The organism is Aeromonas sp. 30P, assembly GCF_051919805.1.
GTDB lineage: Bacteria > Pseudomonadota > Gammaproteobacteria > Enterobacterales > Aeromonadaceae > Aeromonas > Aeromonas veronii.
Genome location: NZ_JBQBEA010000001.1, coordinates 4,271,383 through 4,288,280, shown reverse-complemented (window position 1 = coordinate 4,288,280; position 16,898 = coordinate 4,271,383). Strand labels below are relative to the sequence as shown.

The following is a 16,898-nucleotide window of genomic DNA, read 5'->3' as shown; positions in this document are numbered from 1 at the left end:
ATCCCCCCTCGAGTGCAGGGGCTTGTTTTCCATGCCTTGTGGCTCGCTTTTCGGTAGAATCGGCGCTCATTTTGACGTCAGTAAAAGATGAGGCGCGGTATGACGGTTCAGTTCCAGGCATTTCACAGCATCAAGGCGATCGGTAATCGGGAGGTGCTGTTCAACTGGTCGAGAACCAATCCCCTCGGGGCGCTGGATCAGGTGTGGCGCCCGAAAACCCGCGACGAGCTGCAAGCGCTGCTGCGGGAACACCCCGAGCGCAAGTTACGCCTTATCGGCTCCGGCCTCTCTTTTGAACCCATCCACAGCGTCTATGCCGAGGGCAGTCAGGCGCTGCTGGTGGACTTGCACCACCTGCGCGGCCAGCTGGCGAAAACCGCCGATACCGTGACCTATCAGGCGGGGACGCCGCTCGATACCGTCTATGCCGAGCTGATCGCCATGGAGCGGATGCTGCCCGCATCCCCCGGCGTTATCGGTATCCAGACCTTGGGCGGCGCCCTCAGCACCGGCACCCACGGTCAGGGGCTGCACCAGTCTGCCCTCTGCGATGCGGTGGAGGCCATGACGGTGATGCTGGCCAGCGGCGATATTATCCGGGTCGATCGCAGTGACCCGCGCTTCGGCGCCTTCGTGATGGGAATGGGGATGCTCGGCATCCTGCTCGACGTCACTCTGCGCACCGTGCCCAACCGCATCATGCGCTGCACCAAGTTCACCACCGATTACTCCTTCCTGCTGGAACACAACGAGCGGCTCAACCGCGAGCACGGCTTTGTGAAGAGCTGGTGGTTTGCCTGGACCGGCGAGAGTCACATCTGGTTGGTGGATCCCGCCTCCGATGACGAGGTGGCCCGCTACCGCGCCGGTGGCAGCGAGCCGCTGCTGCTGGATGGCGATATCGACGCCCGCATGAATGCCACCATAGATGCCACCCTGCAGAAGATGGCGAAAGACACCAAGGATGAGGCGTTGGCCGGTGAGCACTTCGAGACGGTGCGCCGTTTCAAGGATGCCTCCGATTTGGTGGGCAACGTCTACCAAATTCTCTGCAAGGGGATCCCTGCGCCCCAGATCAACTGCGAGGTGGCGGTGCCGCTGCATCGCATGAACGAGGCGCTGGAGACTCTGCAAGCGTGGCAGCAGGCCAATCCGGGTGTGCTGCACTACCCCTTTATCCTGCGCTGCACAGGGGCGTCCGAGGCTTGGCTCAGCGCCGCCCATGGCCAGCCGGTCTGCTGGATCGGGTTCCTGGTCTATCTGGCGGCGGATGGTACCTTCGTCAACGGCTCCATGGAGCAGATGCGCGAGCTGCAGCAACTGCTGGTACCGCTCGGCGGCATTCCCCATTTCGGCAAACATCTGGCGATGGATCTCTACGACTTCCCGGCCCTGCTGCCGCGCTGGAACGACTTCGTAGCGTTAAAAGCCGAGCTCGATCCCCATGGCCGTTTTGAAAACCGCTGGCTCAGCGACCTGTTTGCCAACCGGTAAGGATCTGACATGATCGATATGCAAGACACCCGTATTCCCGTGACCCTGCTGACCGGCTTTCTCGGCAGCGGCAAGACCACCTTGCTCAACCACTGGGTCAAGCAGCCGGAGCTCGGCGAGTGCGCCGTGCTGATCAACGAGTTCGGCTCGGTAGGGCTGGATCACCATCTGGTGCAGCAGGTAGACGAGCAGGTGATGCTGCTCGACTCCGGCTGCATCTGCTGCTCGGTACAGGGCTCTCTGGTGGAGGCGCTGCAGGGGCTCTTTATGAAGGCGATCCAGCGCAAGATCAAACCGTTCAAGCGGCTGATTATCGAGACCACAGGTCTGGCGGATCCTGCTCCCGTGCTATTTACCCTGCGCGAAGAGGGCTTTATCGCCCAGCGCTACCGCTTCGATGGCACAGTCACCGTGGTGGATGCTGGTCATATCGAGCAGCAGCTGGCAGCCCAGTATGAGGCGGTAAAGCAGGTGGCGCTGGCGGATCTGCTGGTGGTGAGCAAGGGGGATTTGGTTGATAGCGAACAGCTGGCCAGGGTCGAAGCCCAGCTGGCGGCCCTCAACCCGGCGGCCCCTATCCAGCAGGTGACCAATGGCGAACTGTCGCCAGCGGTGCTGGAGAAGCTCGGCGCCTACAACGAAGCGGCCGGGCGCGATGTGCGCCAGCTGCTGGCCTGGCTGCGCACCGAATCCCCCAAGCAGGGGCTGGCCTCGCCGATGCAACCGAAGATGCAGCCGTTCGCCGCCAAGGTGGGCACGGCGGCGCCCACCCATTTCGAGCACGGCAACATCGAGAGTTTCTCTTTGCGTATCGGTGAGCCGCTCAAGCCCTCTCGCCTGTTGGCCGCCATCGATGCGGTGCAGGCGCAGTATGGCGATGCTCTGTTGCGGCTCAAGGGGATATTGCAGCTGGAAGGGGAGAGCCAGCCGGTGGTGATCCACGGTGTCCACGGCCAGCTCTATCCGCTGCAGGCGCTGGGCGACTGGCCGGAGGGCAAGGCCCAGTCCCGACTGGTGTTTATCGTGAAAAGTCAGGACAAGGCCGGTATCGAGCAGCTCTTTATGGCGACCCTCAAGGCCCCCGAGCCCACTCTGGAAGAGCGGCTCAAAGCCATGCTGGGTCAGCCCGACAACTGATCTTGCGCGTTGCGGCTCTCCTGCATCGGGTCAGGACGGCGACGGTTGAACAGCACAAACGCCACCGGCACAAAGTAGAACGAGAGCAGGGTCGCCAGCGCTGTGCCACCGGCGATGGCGATGGCAAAGGGGGGCCAGAAGCCGCCGCCCCCCAGCAATAGCGGGATGAAGCCGCCCACCGTGGTGATGGTGGTCGAGACGATGTGGCGGCTGCAACCGGCCACCAGGTCACGGATCTGCGGCAGATTGCCCTGTTGTGCCAGCGGGTCTGCCTTCAGCTCGGCCAGAATGACGATGGCGGCGTTGATGGCCAGCCCCATCAGTCCCAGCAGGGCGATGATCACCGTAAACCCGAAGGGGTACCCCAGCAGCCAGACCCACAGCAGGCCGAGCCCCGCCGACTGGATCGCCACCAGGGTGACGATGCCTGCCAGCCGGAACGAGTTGAAGCTGAGCACCAGCACGGCCACCAGCAGCACTGCGACCAGGCTGACGTGAGCCATCAGATTGCCCACCGATTCATCCCGCTTGGCGGCTTCCCCGCCAAACTCCAGTCGATAGCCCGGCGGCAACGCCAGCGCCTTGGCGGCCAGCCGCTCTTTGACCTGCTCCAGCACGGTTTGCGGCAGTACGCCGACCGCCAGATAGGCCTCCAGCACATTGACCCGCTCACCATCCCGACGGCTGATCTCCCCCCAGCTTGGCAGCAGCTCGGGAGTGGCCAGTGCCCGCAAGGTGAGATTGGCTACCCCTTGCTGGCCAGTGCCGGTGAGCGACAGCGGCACATTGAGCAGCGCATCCGGATCCTGACGCAAGGGCTCGGCCAGTCGCACCCGAACCGGAATTGACTCGGTGCCTTCCAGCACAGTGCCGCCCAACCTGCCATCCAGTGCACCCGCCAGCCGGGAGGCAACATCGGTCAGGCTCATGCCTGCCAGTCGGGCGGCCTCCTCATCGACCTGCAACCAGAGTTTGGGTGCCCCGGCCTGCAAGGTGGCGCGGGTCTGCACCACGGCCGGGGTATTGGCGAGCAGACTGCGAAGCTCCTCTCCCAAACGATGTAGTTGTTCAAGATCGGGGCCAAACAGCCGCAGCTCGACCGGGGCATTGAAGGGCGGCCCCTGTTCCAGCTTGCGCACCAGGATCTGCGCTTCGGGAAATGTTGCATCGAGCCGCTGCTGCAGTTGTGGAATGAGCCGCTCGGCGGCATCGGCATCCTGCAGAGTGATCATCCCCTGGGCGTAATCGGCCCGCCCCTGTTTTCTGGGCACCAGGTTGTAGTAGAAGCTGGGTGCGTTGTCGCCCACCACCCAATCCTGGCGAACCAGCTCGGGGAGGCTGGCCAACTCCGCGGAGATCCCCAGTGCCAGCTCGCGGGTGCGCGCCAGGCTCGCCTGTGGGGATAGGCTGGCCTCGATGTGGATCATGTCCCGGTCGGCAGGGGGAAAGAACTGTTCGGTGAGGCGGCCCGCCACCCAGAAACCGAGCAGGGGCAGCAGACTGACCAGCAGCAGGGTTCGCCAGGGGTGAGCCAGCGCCATGGCGATGCTCTGCTGGAAACGGGCACTCACCCGGGGCAGGTGCAAGCCATCCTGATACCAGCGTCCCCCCTGGTCACTGCCAATCCAGCGGGCGGCGAGGCCAGCCACCAGGGTGTGGGCGATGAGGTAGGATCCCAGCAGCGAGCAGATCACCGCCCAGGCGATACCGCCGACAAACTCGCCCGCCGGACCCGGCATCAGAATGATCGGCATAAAGGCGAGCATGGTGGTGAGGGTGGAACCCAGCAGTGGCAGCCAGAGGTGGCCGATGGCTTCCAGTGCGGCGGCACTCATGGCCATGCCGTGGCGGCGCTGATACTGCACCCGATCCGCCATGACGATGGCGTTGTCCACCATGATCCCGAGCGCCACCACCAGACCGGTGACCGACATCTGGTGAATGGGCAGATTGATCAGGTTCATGCAGGCGAATGAGAACGCCACGGTAAGTGGCAGCGACAGGGCCACGATAATGGCAGCCTTGACCCCCAAGGTCACCAGCAGCACGGCCACTATGATGAGGAAGCCCTGCACAATGTTGATGAGCAGGGTGTCGAGCCGCTGATCGGTATAACGCTGCTGATCGAAGCTGGTGACGAGGCCGATATTATCCGGCAAGTCCTGTTGCAGCTGGGCCAGCATGGTATCGACCCGTGCCGACCAGAGGTCGATGCGGTGATCCTGTGCCATGCGCAGGCCGACCACCACGGCCCGTTCACCATTGGCAAAGGCCAGCTGGCTCTCCGGCTGGTGCAGGGTACGCCGTACCTCGGCCAGATCGCCAAGGCGCAGGGTCTGGCCCTGCTCGCCGGTGCGCAGCGGGATCTGGCGGATCCGCTCCAGGGTATCGAGGGCGCCGCGGATCTCCACCTGAAAGCGATTGTGGCTGCCCTGCAACTCCCCGGCGGCTACTTTGGCATCGGCACCGCTCAGCGCCTGGGCAAGCTGTTCGCCACTCATGCCGCTGGCACTGAGGGCGAGGGGATCGAACCGTACCTCGATCTCCTCCTGCGGTGCCCCGACCCGCTCGACGTATTCGGTGCCCGGCAGCTGGCGAGCCCGGCGTTCCAGCTCGGCGCTGTAGCGAGCGAGGCGATCCAGCTGCGGCTGGCCCGGCCCGCGCCAGACCACATTGACCAGCCGGGTGAAGGGGTAGCCCTTCTCGTCATCCAGCTTGGGGGCACTGGCGCCGGCTGGCAGTCCGGCGGCAAGATCTGCCAGCCGGTCACGGACTCTGGACCAGACGGGCTCGACATCGCTGACCTCATCCTTGAGCTCCAGATTGATGATGGAGAGACCGGGGCGAGAGCTCGACTCGATCAGCTTGATCTCGCTCTGGGCCCGCAGCCGGTTCTCGATGGGCTCGCTTACCAGCGCTTCCACCCGCTCGGCGCTGGCCCCGGGGAAGTGGGTAACCACGCTGGCAAAGCGGCTGGTGAGCTGGGGATCTTCGGTTCTGGGCAGGGTCTGCAATGCCGCAAGGGCGGCCGTCAGCAGCAGCGCGACCGTCAACAGCAGCAGGCGGCCATTCTCGATAAACGGGCGGATCATGACTGTGGCTCCGGATGCGCTGCTTGATGCTCAACGTGAGTTGTCAGGGTGACCTGCTGGCCCGGCACCAGTTTATGCAGGCCATCGGTCACCAGCTGTTCTTGTCCGTTCAGGGCACCACTTATCCAGGCTCGTTCGCCATCTTGCTGCAGCAGGGTGACGTCCCGACTGACCACTCGGGGTGGCGTTTCGTCATTGAGCAGATAGAGGGTCCAGCTGCCGCGCAATCCCTGGGTCAGCGCGGTGAGCGGCACCTCGTAAGCACGGGTGGGCTCGCGGGTCTGATGCAACAGGGTGATCAGTTGCCCCTCTGCCAGCTGTTCGCCGCCCCGGGTCAGCTGGAAGCGGGCGGTGCGGGTGTGGGTCTGCCCGTCCACTTGTACCCCCAGATTAAGCAGGCGCCCCTCCAGTGATTGCGCACCGCTTTGCAGGGGGTAGTGTTGGCCGACGCTCAGGGTCTCGGCCTGTTTCACCGGCACGCCGATATCGGCCTCCCACTGGCCGCTGCGGGTCAGGGAGAAGAGAGGCTGGCCTGCGGCCACCACGGCCCCCAATGCCTGCTCGCGGCTGACCACAATCCCGTTGAAGGGGGCGCGCAGCTGTGATTTCTCCTGTTTGACCCGGTTGGCTTCGAGGGCGGCGGCCAGCTGGTTGGCGCTTGCCTCCAGCATGCGGACTTTGCCTTGTTGTTCATCCAGCGCCTGACGGGAGCTGAACTGCTGCTGGCGCAAGGCGGTGAGCCGGTCGAGCGTCTGCCGGGCAAGGGTCAGCTCGGCCTCGTTCTGGGCAGCCCGGGCGGCCAGCTCTTTGGCTTCCACTGCCAGCAGCCGGGTATCCAGTGTGGCGAGCAGTTCGCCAGCCGTGACCGGCTCTCCGCGTCCCTTGTGCAGGGTGGCGATCCGCCCTGCCAGCTCGAAACCTATCTGGCTGTGCTCAGGGGCGATCACCCGGCCATTGAAGCGGTGCAGCACCGGGTAGTGATCGCTGGCTTGCAGCGGCTGGGCGATCACCCGGGTCAGGGCGGGTGTTTCTTCTGACTCTGTGACCGGGCTGCAGCCACTCAGTAACAGTGCCAGCAGGATTAAGCAAAGTGTCATGACATCATCCTCTGGTTGACATAACATCAAATCACACCGGTGAGTCTAGTTTTTCGAAACTAGACTGTCCAGTTTGATTGTGGAGGAAAAATGAACATTTCACCCCGTAGTCAGCAGAAGCGGGCTGCGATCCTCGATGCTGCCGGGCGGCTCTTCTGTCAGCACGGTCTGCATCTGGTCAGCATGGACATGGTGGCCAGTGAAGCGGGCGTCTCCAAGCAGACGGTCTACAGCCATTTTGCCAACAAGGAGTCGCTATTTGCCGAAGCGGTGGGCAGCAAGTGCGTCAGCAGTGAGCTGATGCCGGAGGTATTGTTGCGTGGCAACAATGTGCGGGAGAGCCTGATTGCCTTTGGTCGCAGCTTTCGCAAGTTGATCCTGAGCGATGATGCCATCAATATCTTTCGCACCTGCATCAGCTGCAACGATGCCCAGCTGGCCACCCTTTTTTTCGAGGCGGGCCCGCTCTATGTGACCGAGATGCTGTCCAACTGGCTGGAGCAGCAAAAGCAGCAAGGCCTGCTGTGCCATCAAGACAGCGAACAGGCCGCCTTGCAGCTGTTGCTGATGTGGCAGGGCAAGGAGCGGATGCTCCGTGAGCTGGGTCTGCCGTTGACCCAAAGCGCTGCCGAGCAGGATGCCTGGACCCTGAGTTGTGTCGATCTCTTCCTGACCGCCGCCGCTCCCCCGCAAAAATAATGGAGGTGGCAATGAGCCACACAGTGACAGATGCCCAGCGCAAGTGGCTGCCCCTGCTGGCGGCGGTCGGTTTCTTTATGCAGGCGCTGGATGGCACCATTCTCAACACCGCCCTGCCCAGCATGGCCGAGACCTTGGGAGAGAGCCCGCTGCAGATGCAGTCGGTGATCATCGCCTACATGTTGACGGTGGCGTTGCTGATCCCGGCCTCCGGCTGGCTGGCTGACAGATTCGGCACCCGCCGCATCTATTTGGCTGCCATCTCGCTCTTTACCCTCGGCTCGCTCGCCTGCGCCGCCTCCAATTCGCTCTCCATGCTGGTGGCCGCCCGGGTACTTCAGGGGATTGGCGGTGCGCTGCTGATGCCGGTAGGACGGTTGGCGGTGCTGCGGGTCTATGACAAGCACGAGCTGCTGCGGGTGATGTCGTTTGTCACCATCCCGGGGCTGCTCGGCCCGTTGATGGGGCCGGCGCTTGGTGGCTGGCTGGTGGAAGTGGCGAGCTGGCACTGGGTATTTCTCATCAACCTGCCGGTGGGGTTGCTCGGCTTTATCGCCAGTTGGCACTTTATGCCGGAGCTGCGGCAGCAGACCGCCCGGTTCGACTGGCAGGGCTTTGTGATGTTCAGCGTCGGCATGGTGCTGGTGTCGGTGGGCTTGCAGGGGCTGGGGGAGCACAGCATCTCCACCGGTTGGGCGCTGTTTGCGCTGATCTTCGGCTTGGCGGCGATGGCGAGCTACTGGCTCTATGCCGCCAATGCACCGCAGCCGCTCTTTAGCCTGAACCTGTTCAAGACCACCACCTTTGCCATCGGCATCTGGGGCAACCTGTTTGCCCGCCTCGGCAGCGGCGCCATGCCTTTCCTCACCCCGCTGTTTCTGCAGCTGGGGCTCGGTTTCTCCCCGAGCAAGGCGGGGATGACCATGATCCCCACCGTGATTGGCGCCATGCTGACCAAGACGCTGGTGAACAAGCTTATTCCGAAGGTGGGCTATCGCCGCATTCTGATCGGCAACACCCTGTTGCTGGGGGCGATGATCGCCAGCTTCTACTTTATCGACAACCAGCTTCCCTACGGGGTCTTGCTGGGCTGGCTGGCGATCTTCGGCGCCATCAACTCGCTGCAGTTCTCCGCCATGAACACTCTCACGCTGCAAGATCTCAGCCCGACCCTGGCCAGCAGTGGCAACGGCCTGCTCTCGGTGGTGATGCAGCTCTCCATGAGTTTGGGGGTGGCGATTGCTGCCAGCCTGCTCGGGCTCTTCTCGGCGGGCACCTCAGCGGGCACCTTAGTGGCCGAGGGTCAGTGGCTGGCCGGGTTCCACCTTACCTACCTCTGTGTCGGGTTGCTCTCCATGCTGGCGGCGCTGATCTTCGCCCAGCTGGCGCGCGATGGGGCTACGCCGTCGGGGCGGGCAGATAGCTGACCTCGCAGGGGAGCTGCGCCAGTACCTCGGCCAGATGCTCGGTCGCCAGCAGAAAGGTCTGCTCCGGGTGGCCCGGAGTCCAGGTGAAGGCGGTGTGGTTGAGCAGTTGCGGATCCACCAGTAGCGGAATATCGGCGCGGGGCAGGAAGGGGCAGACCGCCCCCGGCAGGCAGCCAATCTCCGCCTGCATCTCTTCGGCGGTGCAGATGGAGGGCTTGGCACCGAGCGCAGCCTTGACCGCCTTGTTGTCGAGCCGTCCGTCCCTGTGGGTCAGCAGCAGGGCGAAGCGGCCATCCTTGAACTTGAGAAACAGGGTCTTGCTGAATTCCGCCTGCCAGCCGAGGCGGGCCTTGACCTTTTCATCGGTGGCGTAGTCGAGGATGGGTTCATGCTCATAGCGCTGGTGGGGCAGTTCTGCCAGCAGTTGGCAGTTGAAATGGTGAATAGTATCGAGTGGCATGGGGTTCTCCTGTAGTGGGCGCTATCCTGCCAGCCTCGCAGGGTCAGGCCCAATGACACTTTCTTATCCGTGATAAGCAACCCTGTCTGTGCAAACAACAAGGGCGCCGTGAGGCGCCCTTGTTGATCAGTGATGCTGCAATTCGCACGCTTCCCAGTGAAAGGGAATGGGGCACAGCTGCTGGGAGGCCTTGTCATAGGCTTGCCACAGCTCGCCCATGGTGCGGCCATCGACGGGGTGGCGCAGTTTGGGGGCCAGTTCGGCCAGCGGCCAGAGCACGAAGGCGTTGGTGAGCACTTCACCGCGCGGCAGCACCAGTGGCGTCTCGCAGACCAGCTTGCCGTAGAGCAGCAGGTCGAGATCCAGAGTGCGAGGGGCGAACTTCTTGGCATCCGGCTCGCGGCCGTGGGCGAACTCCATGGCCCGCAGTCGCTGGCAGACGGTGGTCAGCGGCAGATCGGTCTCGGCAGCCGCTACCAGGTTGTAGAAGGGGCGGCCGTTGAAGCCGACTGCCTCGCTCTCGAATACCCGGGAGACCCGCAGCTCGCCAAATTCGGCGTGCAGGGCATCGAGCCCGGCACGGATATGGCGATCCCGCTCGATGTTGGAGCCGAGGCTGATATAGATGGTGGTCATCAGTTGCTGCTCGCGGCCGGCGTGCGATGGCGCAGGATCTCGACGCCGACCCCGGCGGCATTGGGCACGGCGCTCGGCTTGGTGAGGGTCACCTTGACCCACTGTACCCGCTCGTCGGTCAGAACCAGCATGGCAACCTGCTCGGCCATGGTCTCGACCAGTTCGACGACTTTGCCGGTGACATGCTCGCAAATCTTGTTGGAGAGGTCGGCATAATCCAGTGCCAGATTGATGTCGTCGGTTGCTGCCGCGGGGCGGTTGTCGAACCCCATCTCGAGGTCAAAACGGAGCTTTTGGCGAATGCCCTTCTCCCACTCATATACACCGATGGTGGTCAAAACTTCGAGTCCGCGAATAAACACCTTGTCCATGACTGTACTTCTTCTTTACTCTTGAGGGGCTGTGATGACAGCGCAGGGATGCTGGCCGGGCAACATGCTTGCCGAGGCGCTCTGGGTGGGCATGGGCCCATGCCAGCGTATGTGGCCCGCATCATACCCCATTCATATCGTGGTAAAAACGACCAAGATGACGGCCCTGACTATTTTGATGATTATTCTGGCCTACCTGGGTGGTTCACTATCCAGTGCTGTGCTGGTTTCCCGCTGCACCGGTCTGCCCGACCCGCGGGATCATGGCTCCCACAATCCGGGGGCAACCAATGTGCTGCGCCTCGGTGGCAGGATGGCGGCGCTGGTGGTGTTGTTGCTCGATGTGCTCAAGGGTACTGTGCCCGTCTATCTTGCCTGGTATCTGCAGATCAAACCCGTCTACCTCGGCTTTATCGGGGTCGCCGCCTGCCTCGGCCATATGTACCCCATCTTCTTTCATTTTCGCGGTGGCAAAGGGGTGGCGACGGCGCTCGGTACCATGATGCCCATCGGCTTTACCATGGGGGGCGCCGTGATTGGCTCCTGGCTGCTGGTGTTGCTGGTGAGCGGCTACTCCTCGCTGGCCTCCATCATTACCGTGCTGCTGACGCCGCTCTTTACCTACCTGCTCAAACCCGAATACACCCTGCCAGTCTCGCTGCTCTCCTGCCTTATCCTGATCCGCCATCACGAGAACATCTCCCGCCTGCTCAAGGGTGAGGAACCCAGAGTCTGGGGGCGAAAAGGCGCGGCCTGTGCCGAAGAAGTGGCAGAAATGGACGATGTTGCGCAAAAAAGAGACGAACGAGACAAAAAGTGAAATTTCCCGTTGACCATCCGCCTTAAAATCCGTTTAATAGCGCCCACGCCCAGATAGCTCAGTCGGTAGAGCAGGGGATTGAAAATCCCCGTGTCGGCGGTTCGATTCCGTCTCTGGGCACCAATTTTGGTGCCATGAAATAAAAAATTTGTTCATGCACAATGGTTTAAAGTGTGCCGGCTTAGCTCAGTAGGTAGAGCAACTGACTTGTAATCAGTAGGTCACCAGTTCGATTCCGGTAGCCGGCACCATTTGCCCAGATAGCTCAGTCGGTAGAGCAGGGGATTGAAAATCCCCGTGTCGGCGGTTCGATTCCGTCTCTGGGCACCAATTACAATTCCTCCTTAGTTCAGTCGGTAGAACGGCGGACTGTTAATCCGTATGTCACTGGTTCAAGTCCAGTAGGAGGAGCCAATTCAAAAAGCCCTTGTCGCAAGACAAGGGCTTTTTTCTATTTGGCGCAGCCATTTTTTAACCATAAAAACAACCATACACGCACAGATGAACCGCAGGATAGATATGGAAAATCATGTAGTTATAGAGTCAAAGAGGCGACTTGCCGCCATTCGGAACTGGATGGAACCCGTGCTGGTGCTGCTTATTCTCGGCAGCCTGTTCGGTTACCTCGGCAGCCAGATGGGCCTCTCTGCCATGGTCAACACCCTGTTCAATACCGCCCACCAGCTGCTGCTCAATACCGTGCTCTTTATCATGGGGATCACGGTGCTCTCCGGTGCCCTGAGCCAGCTCTTGAGCGAGTTCGGGGTGATCCGCCTGCTGGAGGTGCTGCTGGCCCCGCTGATGAAGCCGGTGTTTCGCCTGCCCGGTCGCACCGCCCTGGCGGCGCTGATGACCTTCTTCTCCGACAACCCGGCCGTGATCAGCCTCGCCAAGGACAGCCGCTTTCGCAAGGGCTTCACTCCGTGGCAACTGGTGTCGCTCACCAACTTCGGCACCGCCTTCGGCATGGGGCTTATCGTGGTGACCTTTATGGCCACCTTGCAGCTGCCGAGCGGTGAATCCACTGCCAGCGCGGCGCTGATTGGGTTGCTGGGTGCTCTGGTGGGCTCGGTGGTCTCTACCCGGCTGATGCAGCGGATGATCCGCCCCTTGGTGGGGGAAGTGCTGAACGATGACCAGCCTGTGGGCAACGGCCCCAAGGTGGGAGTGACCAAAGAGGCGGCTCCCGGCTGGCTGCGGATCCTCAACTCTCTGCTTGATGGTGGCAAATCCGGTGTGGAGCTGGGGATGGCGGTGATCCCAGGGGTGCTGATCATCAGTACCTTCGTGATGCTGCTCACCTTTGGCCCGGGCGACAAGGGCTATACCGGCGAAGCGTTTCAGGGGGTAGCCCTGCTGCCGGTGCTGGCCGCCAAGGTGAGCTGGCTGTTTGACCTGCTGTTTGGCTTCCAGCAGCCGGAGCTGGTTGCCTTCCCGGCTACCTCGCTCGGTGCGGTCGGTGCCGCCATGTCGCTGGTGCCCCCTTTTATCGCCAAGGGGTGGATCACCGGTAACGAGGTTGCAGTGTTTACCGCCATGGGGATGTGCTGGAGTGGCTTCCTGAGTACCCACACCGCCATGCTCGATGCCCTCGGCTATCGCCACCTCACCTCCCGCGCCATTGTCGCCCATACCATCGGCGGCCTGTGCGCCGGTGTGGCGGCGCACCAGCTTTATATGCTGCTGGGCTGAGTCAGGTTCAGATACGGATACAAAAAGAGGCTCTTCGGAGCCTCTTTGCATTTCTCGTGGTGAGTAAGTTGGGTTGTGTGTGTTTTTTATTCAGTTTATGTGAGTTTGCCCCCGGTATTGAGAGCTGAAAAGAGATTAATCTGAGTGTTCCAAATGGTGACTGGAGGCATTTTCATGGGTTGGTATGAGTTAAAACTTTCTAGCAGTAAGCAACATTACTTTGTACTAAAAGCGGGAAATGGTGAGGTAATCCTGACTAGCGAGATGTACAACAGTCGTGCTTCAGCGGAGAACGGTATCGCATCAGTGCAGACCAATTCACCTGAACGAGCCAATTATGACCTGAAACCGGCTGTAAACGGGAAGTGGCACTTTAACCTGAAGGCCAAGAACCATCAGATCATTGGTGTGAGCCAGATGTACGCTAGCGAGTCATCAGCCGAGAACGGCATTGCCTCTGTGCAAACTAACGGCCCATCCAAGACAGTTAAGGATTTGACCCAGTCATAATTGGATTAATGTGAGATTCATATGCAGCTCAGTTAAGCCGAGAGCATGTATTTCCGAAGGGGGGCATAGTGCCCCCCTTCTACGTTTGTGGTTGCTGGTTTCTGTTCCATAACCTGGCCCGGTCTATATCTGGTCTGGGTGGTCAAGGTATGTACGTGGAGCACTTCGTCACAAAGATGAGTAGATAGGCGAGTGCGTCGTCAGGTCATTTCTCCGGTCGTCAGCTCCGGTCTTTGCCGCTGAGTGTATTGGCTATGGTAAGACCGGAGACAAGACCGGAGAGACGCAATCAGAGAGGATGGCGGGCAAGAATGAGAACGGGTGACAACCCTGATGCCAAAAGTCACCGAAGCAGAGTTGACCGGATATGTTCAGCGTGAGTCTGGGGGATATCCGGTCTGTACGGCAATTAGAAGTCTAAGATGCCGCTTGATGGCTTGAGTTTAAGCCAAACACAAAGCAGTTGATCGGGTTCATCAAGCGGCGCAGGATTGTAGCACGCGAAAAATGGGCTGCAATAATCACTTCTGTAAGATTTTGCTCATCCATACCGCGAGAGTTTCGAGTGAGGCTAAAGCACTCGTTTTATCGATGTGACAAGCGATATAGTTGATTTCCAGCGTGTTTTTTGTGATTTTTATTTCACTATCAGCATTCATCATATCTTCCAGTTCTGGATAGCGTTTACCCTGCGTTATTGATGTATGTAATTCAGTGGTCAAAGGGTAATCACTTTTACATATCCAAGCGTTTATATAATAGGACAAACCATTCCCAACAATCGATGGGTAATATACAAAGCTCACCCCGCTATCACCCCATTTAGACGGGGTTAGGTGTGTTGCCTTATAGTTTTCGGCCCAGTTGTTATTTGATATTTTGATGTTGCTATCTGAAATCACTTTTCTTAAAACAGATGTTACGTCATCGATTGTTTGTTTTTTAAATAGAGTGAGAGCCTCCTCAACCTTCACTAATGCATGAAAGTTATCCTCAACGAACTTAATGTCTTCTTTCTTCATAACAACCTCTTCAACCAAACCGCTTAATGATAACAAGTGCTCTAAAAATTCACGGTAGAACACAGTCCATTTGTTAAACTCATCCTTCAATATCTCTAGGCCAAAGTTCTCCAGAGCCGACTGTACCAACTTAGAGTAGGTAATCGTTTCCCAACCTTCGATACTCGCTGCCTTATTTGAGTCGGGCTTTAATATGCAACGATAAACAATTTGATTGTTGTCAATTTGTTGGTCTAAATAGTCATTGTAATCAGAGAATGGATTATATGTATCAGCAAATACTTTGTTTTCTATACCGATTACAAAGTCATCATGCTTGATAAATATATCCAAGCGAGATTTTTGGCTTGTGCTAGCTTCTCTGTAAACGACAGCGGATGATAAATCAATGTAATCAATATCATGCCCGAGAATCTTGAGAAGGGATGTTAACAACCAAGGTTTGGTATGGTTATCCTTACCCATAAATAGGGCCATAAGGTCACTTGTTGGGTTTTCAAAGTAGCCCGCGCCACTCATAGCAAAGAAATTTGATACGGTGGAGTCTTCAGGTTGAAATGCTAATAGATACTCTATTACATTCTTCCCAATAGCTTCACTTAATAATTTATCGCCCATAAAAGTTTATCCTATTAATATAGTAAGTATTTTTACACCTGAGCAAACGAGTAATAGCGATCGGTTCCAAGCGATTTATGTCCGCTTTTTAGGATTCTTTGGTCGGTAAGCGATGATGTTAACTCGCCCTTTACCTTTAAACTTTGCAAGGTCAAATAGCCCCGTTTTTTCTATTAGCTCTGGTAATTTTGTCACCCCATAAGTTCTGGAGTCATAGTCAGGTTTTATCCTTTTCAAAAGATTCCCCACGCCAGCAATGTTGGCCCAATCGCTGTCATCTTTCTCAAACTCCACGAGACCTGAAATTAGCTCATCATCTTTAAACTGTTGCCAGCCAGAAAACAAAATATCTATTATTTCTTGGGGTATAACGCCAGCTGATTTTCGGACCTCATCATTGGATGGTGATGAAATAGCCGTATCGCCGAGGTTCTCAGTAAGAATGAAATTGTCACATGAATTTCTAAAGGCTATCGGGGTTTTGTTTTCTCCAACACCAAAAACATACATTTCTGCTTCTCTCAAGCGAGAGGCTAGCTTGGTGAAATCACTGTCAGAGGATATTATAACGAATGCATCGTAGCGGTTTGTATATAGCAAGTCCATTGCATCAATTATCAGCGATGCATCAGTTGAATTTTTCCCAGTTGTATACGCGAACTGCTGTATTGGCTGGATCGCCAATTCGTTTAGCGTAGTTTTCCAGTTTTTAAGATGTTCGCTAGACCAATCACCATAGGCTCGCTTTGTGATAATATGCCCATGAGTTGATATCTCGTTGAGAATGAATTTTATTTTCGAGTGTTGCGCATTATCTGCATCAATCAGAACTACAATTTTCTTATGCTCATTTAAATCTAGCATCCATATCCTCCCTCGCCATCCTTGATATATATGTGATTAACCATGGTATGGTGCGTGAAATATATATTATGCGCAACCGCTTACATCACATTTTGAAACACATATTAAAACCATGTTCATCCAGAACATCAGGCCCTGAGCTAACCGCTCAGGGCCTTTTTCATATCCACGATTTAAAGGACAGGACATGTTTATCCATCAAATTTTGCGCAAACAAGTAGCTGCGATCAGCATCAAGCCAATGAGAGACGGCAGTATTGATTTCACGGTAAAGGGCAGTACCAAGGGAGCAATTAAGGGGGCTATCACCGGAGCTGGCGTCGGTGCCAGAGGCGGTATCCCAGGAGCCGTCGCAGGCACCATCATCGGCGGCACTATCGGCTACATCACTGGGCCAGCGGACTGAGGGAGGTTAGCCATGGATGAGTTCATTCAAGAAGGGAAATACGCCTCCCACGAGACGCTAAAGGGTTATGCCTACAGCTGGCAGACGTTGAGCTTGCTGATGCAGGAGGTCATTACATGCGGCATGTATGTTCCTGAGATCCTGCCTGATGAAAATCAGCCTGTGCTGCTGGTCGTGGTCAAAGAGGCGACCGTGCTTAAGGCCAAGTCCCTGCACAGCGAAGCGCCTGAAGTATTGATTTCGATAGCATCCCATACCGGCGAGTCAGTCAGGGATGACGACAATGGTTACTACGCTGACTACTGGCGGTTAGCTGCGGGCACTATCAAGCTGATCGACTGTGCCGAAGATGCCGTGTTCTGGCTGCCTCTCCCAGAAGTGGAAGCATGGGAGCCCTATCGCTTCACTGGCTACGGCACTCCGTTCGATGCCCTGTCGGCGCCACTCCCGGTATTCCAGCATCTTGCCTTCCTTCCCAAACCTGAACAGGCACAGCCCGACTTGGGCACCACCATCTACCTGAAATCCATTATCTGATTTACCCGAGGATCCC

At 58.2% G+C, this 16,898-nt stretch carries 16 protein-coding genes and 4 tRNA genes; 13 read left to right on the top strand and 7 right to left on the bottom strand.

Going from position 1 to position 16,898, the window contains the following annotated elements; all coding sequences use genetic code 11:
• Positions 1-99: 99 nt before the first annotated feature.
• Both ACTG2B_RS20260 and ACTG2B_RS20255 read left to right on the top strand, forming a co-directional pair.
• On the top strand, positions 100-1,494 hold the full coding sequence (locus ACTG2B_RS20260; RefSeq protein ID WP_439996740.1) for a D-arabinono-1,4-lactone oxidase: 1,395 nt from the start codon (positions 100-102) through the stop codon (positions 1,492-1,494).
• 9 nt (positions 1,495-1,503) lie between these two features.
• Complete coding sequence (locus ACTG2B_RS20255; RefSeq protein ID WP_439996739.1) at positions 1,504-2,631, top strand: CobW family GTP-binding protein; 1,128 nt, start codon at positions 1,504-1,506, stop codon at positions 2,629-2,631.
• Here the strand turns inward: ACTG2B_RS20255 and ACTG2B_RS20250 are convergent.
• Positions 2,616-5,723: an efflux RND transporter permease subunit gene (locus tag ACTG2B_RS20250; protein ID WP_439996738.1), complete on the bottom strand. Its 3,108-nt coding sequence runs from the start codon at positions 5,721-5,723 to the stop codon at positions 2,616-2,618. The genes ACTG2B_RS20255 and ACTG2B_RS20250 overlap by 16 nt on opposite strands.
• Positions 5,720-6,820: an efflux RND transporter periplasmic adaptor subunit gene (locus ACTG2B_RS20245; protein ID WP_439996737.1), complete on the bottom strand. Its 1,101-nt coding sequence runs from the start codon at positions 6,818-6,820 to the stop codon at positions 5,720-5,722. The genes ACTG2B_RS20250 and ACTG2B_RS20245 overlap by 4 nt, the downstream gene beginning before the upstream one ends.
• Positions 6,821-6,910: 90 nt before the next feature.
• Here ACTG2B_RS20245 and ACTG2B_RS20240 point away from each other — a divergent pair, with 90 nt between their 5' ends.
• A complete protein-coding gene (locus ACTG2B_RS20240) occupies positions 6,911-7,519 on the top strand; it encodes a TetR/AcrR family transcriptional regulator (protein WP_005355070.1) in 609 nt (202 codons plus the stop codon).
• Positions 7,520-7,530: 11 nt separating this feature from the next.
• Positions 7,531-8,946, top strand: a complete 1,416-nt coding sequence (gene mdtD / locus ACTG2B_RS20235; protein WP_368176171.1) for a multidrug transporter subunit MdtD — start codon at positions 7,531-7,533, stop codon at positions 8,944-8,946.
• Here mdtD and ACTG2B_RS20230 read toward each other — a convergent pair.
• The 3 genes from ACTG2B_RS20230 to folB all read right to left on the bottom strand — a co-directional run bounded on the left by ACTG2B_RS20230 (position 8,918) and on the right by folB (position 10,413).
• Positions 8,918-9,406 (bottom strand): YbaK/EbsC family protein, encoded by a 489-nt coding sequence (locus ACTG2B_RS20230; RefSeq protein WP_005336108.1) that lies wholly within the window; start codon positions 9,404-9,406, stop codon positions 8,918-8,920. The genes mdtD and ACTG2B_RS20230 overlap by 29 nt on opposite strands.
• Before the next feature lie 126 nt (positions 9,407-9,532).
• Positions 9,533-10,042, bottom strand: coding sequence for a 2-amino-4-hydroxy-6-hydroxymethyldihydropteridine diphosphokinase (folK, locus tag ACTG2B_RS20225; protein WP_439996736.1), 510 nt, complete (start codon positions 10,040-10,042; stop codon positions 9,533-9,535).
• Positions 10,042-10,413, bottom strand: a complete 372-nt coding sequence (gene folB / locus ACTG2B_RS20220; protein WP_439996735.1) for a dihydroneopterin aldolase — start codon at positions 10,411-10,413, stop codon at positions 10,042-10,044. The genes folK and folB overlap by 1 nt, the downstream gene beginning before the upstream one ends.
• A 157-nt stretch (positions 10,414-10,570) precedes the next feature.
• Here folB and plsY point away from each other — a divergent pair, with 157 nt between their 5' ends.
• From plsY to ACTG2B_RS20185, 7 genes are all read left to right on the top strand, one after another.
• Positions 10,571-11,233, top strand: coding sequence for a glycerol-3-phosphate 1-O-acyltransferase PlsY (gene plsY / locus ACTG2B_RS20215; protein WP_439996966.1), 663 nt, complete (start codon positions 10,571-10,573; stop codon positions 11,231-11,233).
• A gap of 47 nt (positions 11,234-11,280) precedes the next feature.
• Positions 11,281-11,356: transfer RNA gene (locus ACTG2B_RS20210), tRNA-Phe, on the top strand.
• A 52-nt stretch (positions 11,357-11,408) separates the two neighbouring features.
• A tRNA-Thr gene (locus ACTG2B_RS20205) sits at positions 11,409-11,484 on the top strand.
• A gap of 3 nt (positions 11,485-11,487) precedes the next feature.
• Positions 11,488-11,563: transfer RNA gene (locus ACTG2B_RS20200), tRNA-Phe, on the top strand.
• Positions 11,564-11,571: 8 nt separating this feature from the next.
• Positions 11,572-11,647: transfer RNA gene (locus ACTG2B_RS20195), tRNA-Asn, on the top strand.
• Between the two features lie 105 nt (positions 11,648-11,752).
• Complete coding sequence (locus ACTG2B_RS20190; RefSeq protein ID WP_439996734.1) at positions 11,753-12,925, top strand: CD0519/CD1768 family membrane protein; 1,173 nt, start codon at positions 11,753-11,755, stop codon at positions 12,923-12,925.
• Positions 12,926-13,099: 174 nt separating this feature from the next.
• The gene (locus ACTG2B_RS20185; RefSeq protein ID WP_042048757.1) at positions 13,100-13,435 is read left to right on the top strand and encodes a YegP family protein; all 336 of its coding nucleotides are present in this window, start codon (positions 13,100-13,102) and stop codon (positions 13,433-13,435) included.
• Between the two features lie 521 nt (positions 13,436-13,956).
• Here ACTG2B_RS20185 and ACTG2B_RS20180 read toward each other — a convergent pair.
• Both ACTG2B_RS20180 and ACTG2B_RS20175 read right to left on the bottom strand, forming a co-directional pair.
• Complete coding sequence (locus tag ACTG2B_RS20180) at positions 13,957-15,075, bottom strand: PD-(D/E)XK nuclease family protein (protein ID WP_408811758.1); 1,119 nt, start codon at positions 15,073-15,075, stop codon at positions 13,957-13,959.
• A gap of 75 nt (positions 15,076-15,150) precedes the next feature.
• Positions 15,151-15,939, bottom strand: a complete 789-nt coding sequence (locus tag ACTG2B_RS20175) for an NYN domain-containing protein (protein WP_378005644.1) — start codon at positions 15,937-15,939, stop codon at positions 15,151-15,153.
• 187 nt (positions 15,940-16,126) lie between these two features.
• On the opposite strand from ACTG2B_RS20175, the gene ACTG2B_RS20170 reads away from it, so the two are divergent.
• Complete coding sequence (locus ACTG2B_RS20170) at positions 16,127-16,345, top strand: hypothetical protein (protein WP_076574930.1); 219 nt, start codon at positions 16,127-16,129, stop codon at positions 16,343-16,345.
• 12 nt (positions 16,346-16,357) lie between these two features.
• Positions 16,358-16,882, top strand: a complete 525-nt coding sequence (locus tag ACTG2B_RS20165; protein WP_128816782.1) for a hypothetical protein — start codon at positions 16,358-16,360, stop codon at positions 16,880-16,882.
• The last annotated feature ends 16 nt before the right edge of the window (positions 16,883-16,898 follow it).

Coding starts and splice junctions, on each gene's coding strand:
- ACTG2B_RS20260 (WP_439996740.1), top strand. CDS start 100: ATGACGGTTCAGTTCCAGGCATTTCACAGCATCAAGGCGATCGGTAAT.
- ACTG2B_RS20255 (WP_439996739.1), top strand. CDS start 1,504: ATGATCGATATGCAAGACACCCGTATTCCCGTGACCCTGCTGACCGGC.
- ACTG2B_RS20250 (WP_439996738.1), bottom strand. CDS start 5,723: ATGATCCGCCCGTTTATCGAGAATGGCCGCCTGCTGCTGTTGACGGTC.
- ACTG2B_RS20245 (WP_439996737.1), bottom strand. CDS start 6,820: ATGACACTTTGCTTAATCCTGCTGGCACTGTTACTGAGTGGCTGCAGC.
- ACTG2B_RS20240 (WP_005355070.1), top strand. CDS start 6,911: ATGAACATTTCACCCCGTAGTCAGCAGAAGCGGGCTGCGATCCTCGAT.
- mdtD (WP_368176171.1), top strand. CDS start 7,531: ATGAGCCACACAGTGACAGATGCCCAGCGCAAGTGGCTGCCCCTGCTG.
- ACTG2B_RS20230 (WP_005336108.1), bottom strand. CDS start 9,406: ATGCCACTCGATACTATTCACCATTTCAACTGCCAACTGCTGGCAGAA.
- folK (WP_439996736.1), bottom strand. CDS start 10,042: ATGACCACCATCTATATCAGCCTCGGCTCCAACATCGAGCGGGATCGC.
- folB (WP_439996735.1), bottom strand. CDS start 10,413: ATGGACAAGGTGTTTATTCGCGGACTCGAAGTTTTGACCACCATCGGT.
- plsY (WP_439996966.1), top strand. CDS start 10,571: ATGACGGCCCTGACTATTTTGATGATTATTCTGGCCTACCTGGGTGGT.
- ACTG2B_RS20190 (WP_439996734.1), top strand. CDS start 11,753: ATGGAAAATCATGTAGTTATAGAGTCAAAGAGGCGACTTGCCGCCATT.
- ACTG2B_RS20185 (WP_042048757.1), top strand. CDS start 13,100: ATGGGTTGGTATGAGTTAAAACTTTCTAGCAGTAAGCAACATTACTTT.
- ACTG2B_RS20180 (WP_408811758.1), bottom strand. CDS start 15,075: ATGGGCGATAAATTATTAAGTGAAGCTATTGGGAAGAATGTAATAGAG.
- ACTG2B_RS20175 (WP_378005644.1), bottom strand. CDS start 15,939: ATGCTAGATTTAAATGAGCATAAGAAAATTGTAGTTCTGATTGATGCA.
- ACTG2B_RS20170 (WP_076574930.1), top strand. CDS start 16,127: ATGTTTATCCATCAAATTTTGCGCAAACAAGTAGCTGCGATCAGCATC.
- ACTG2B_RS20165 (WP_128816782.1), top strand. CDS start 16,358: ATGGATGAGTTCATTCAAGAAGGGAAATACGCCTCCCACGAGACGCTA.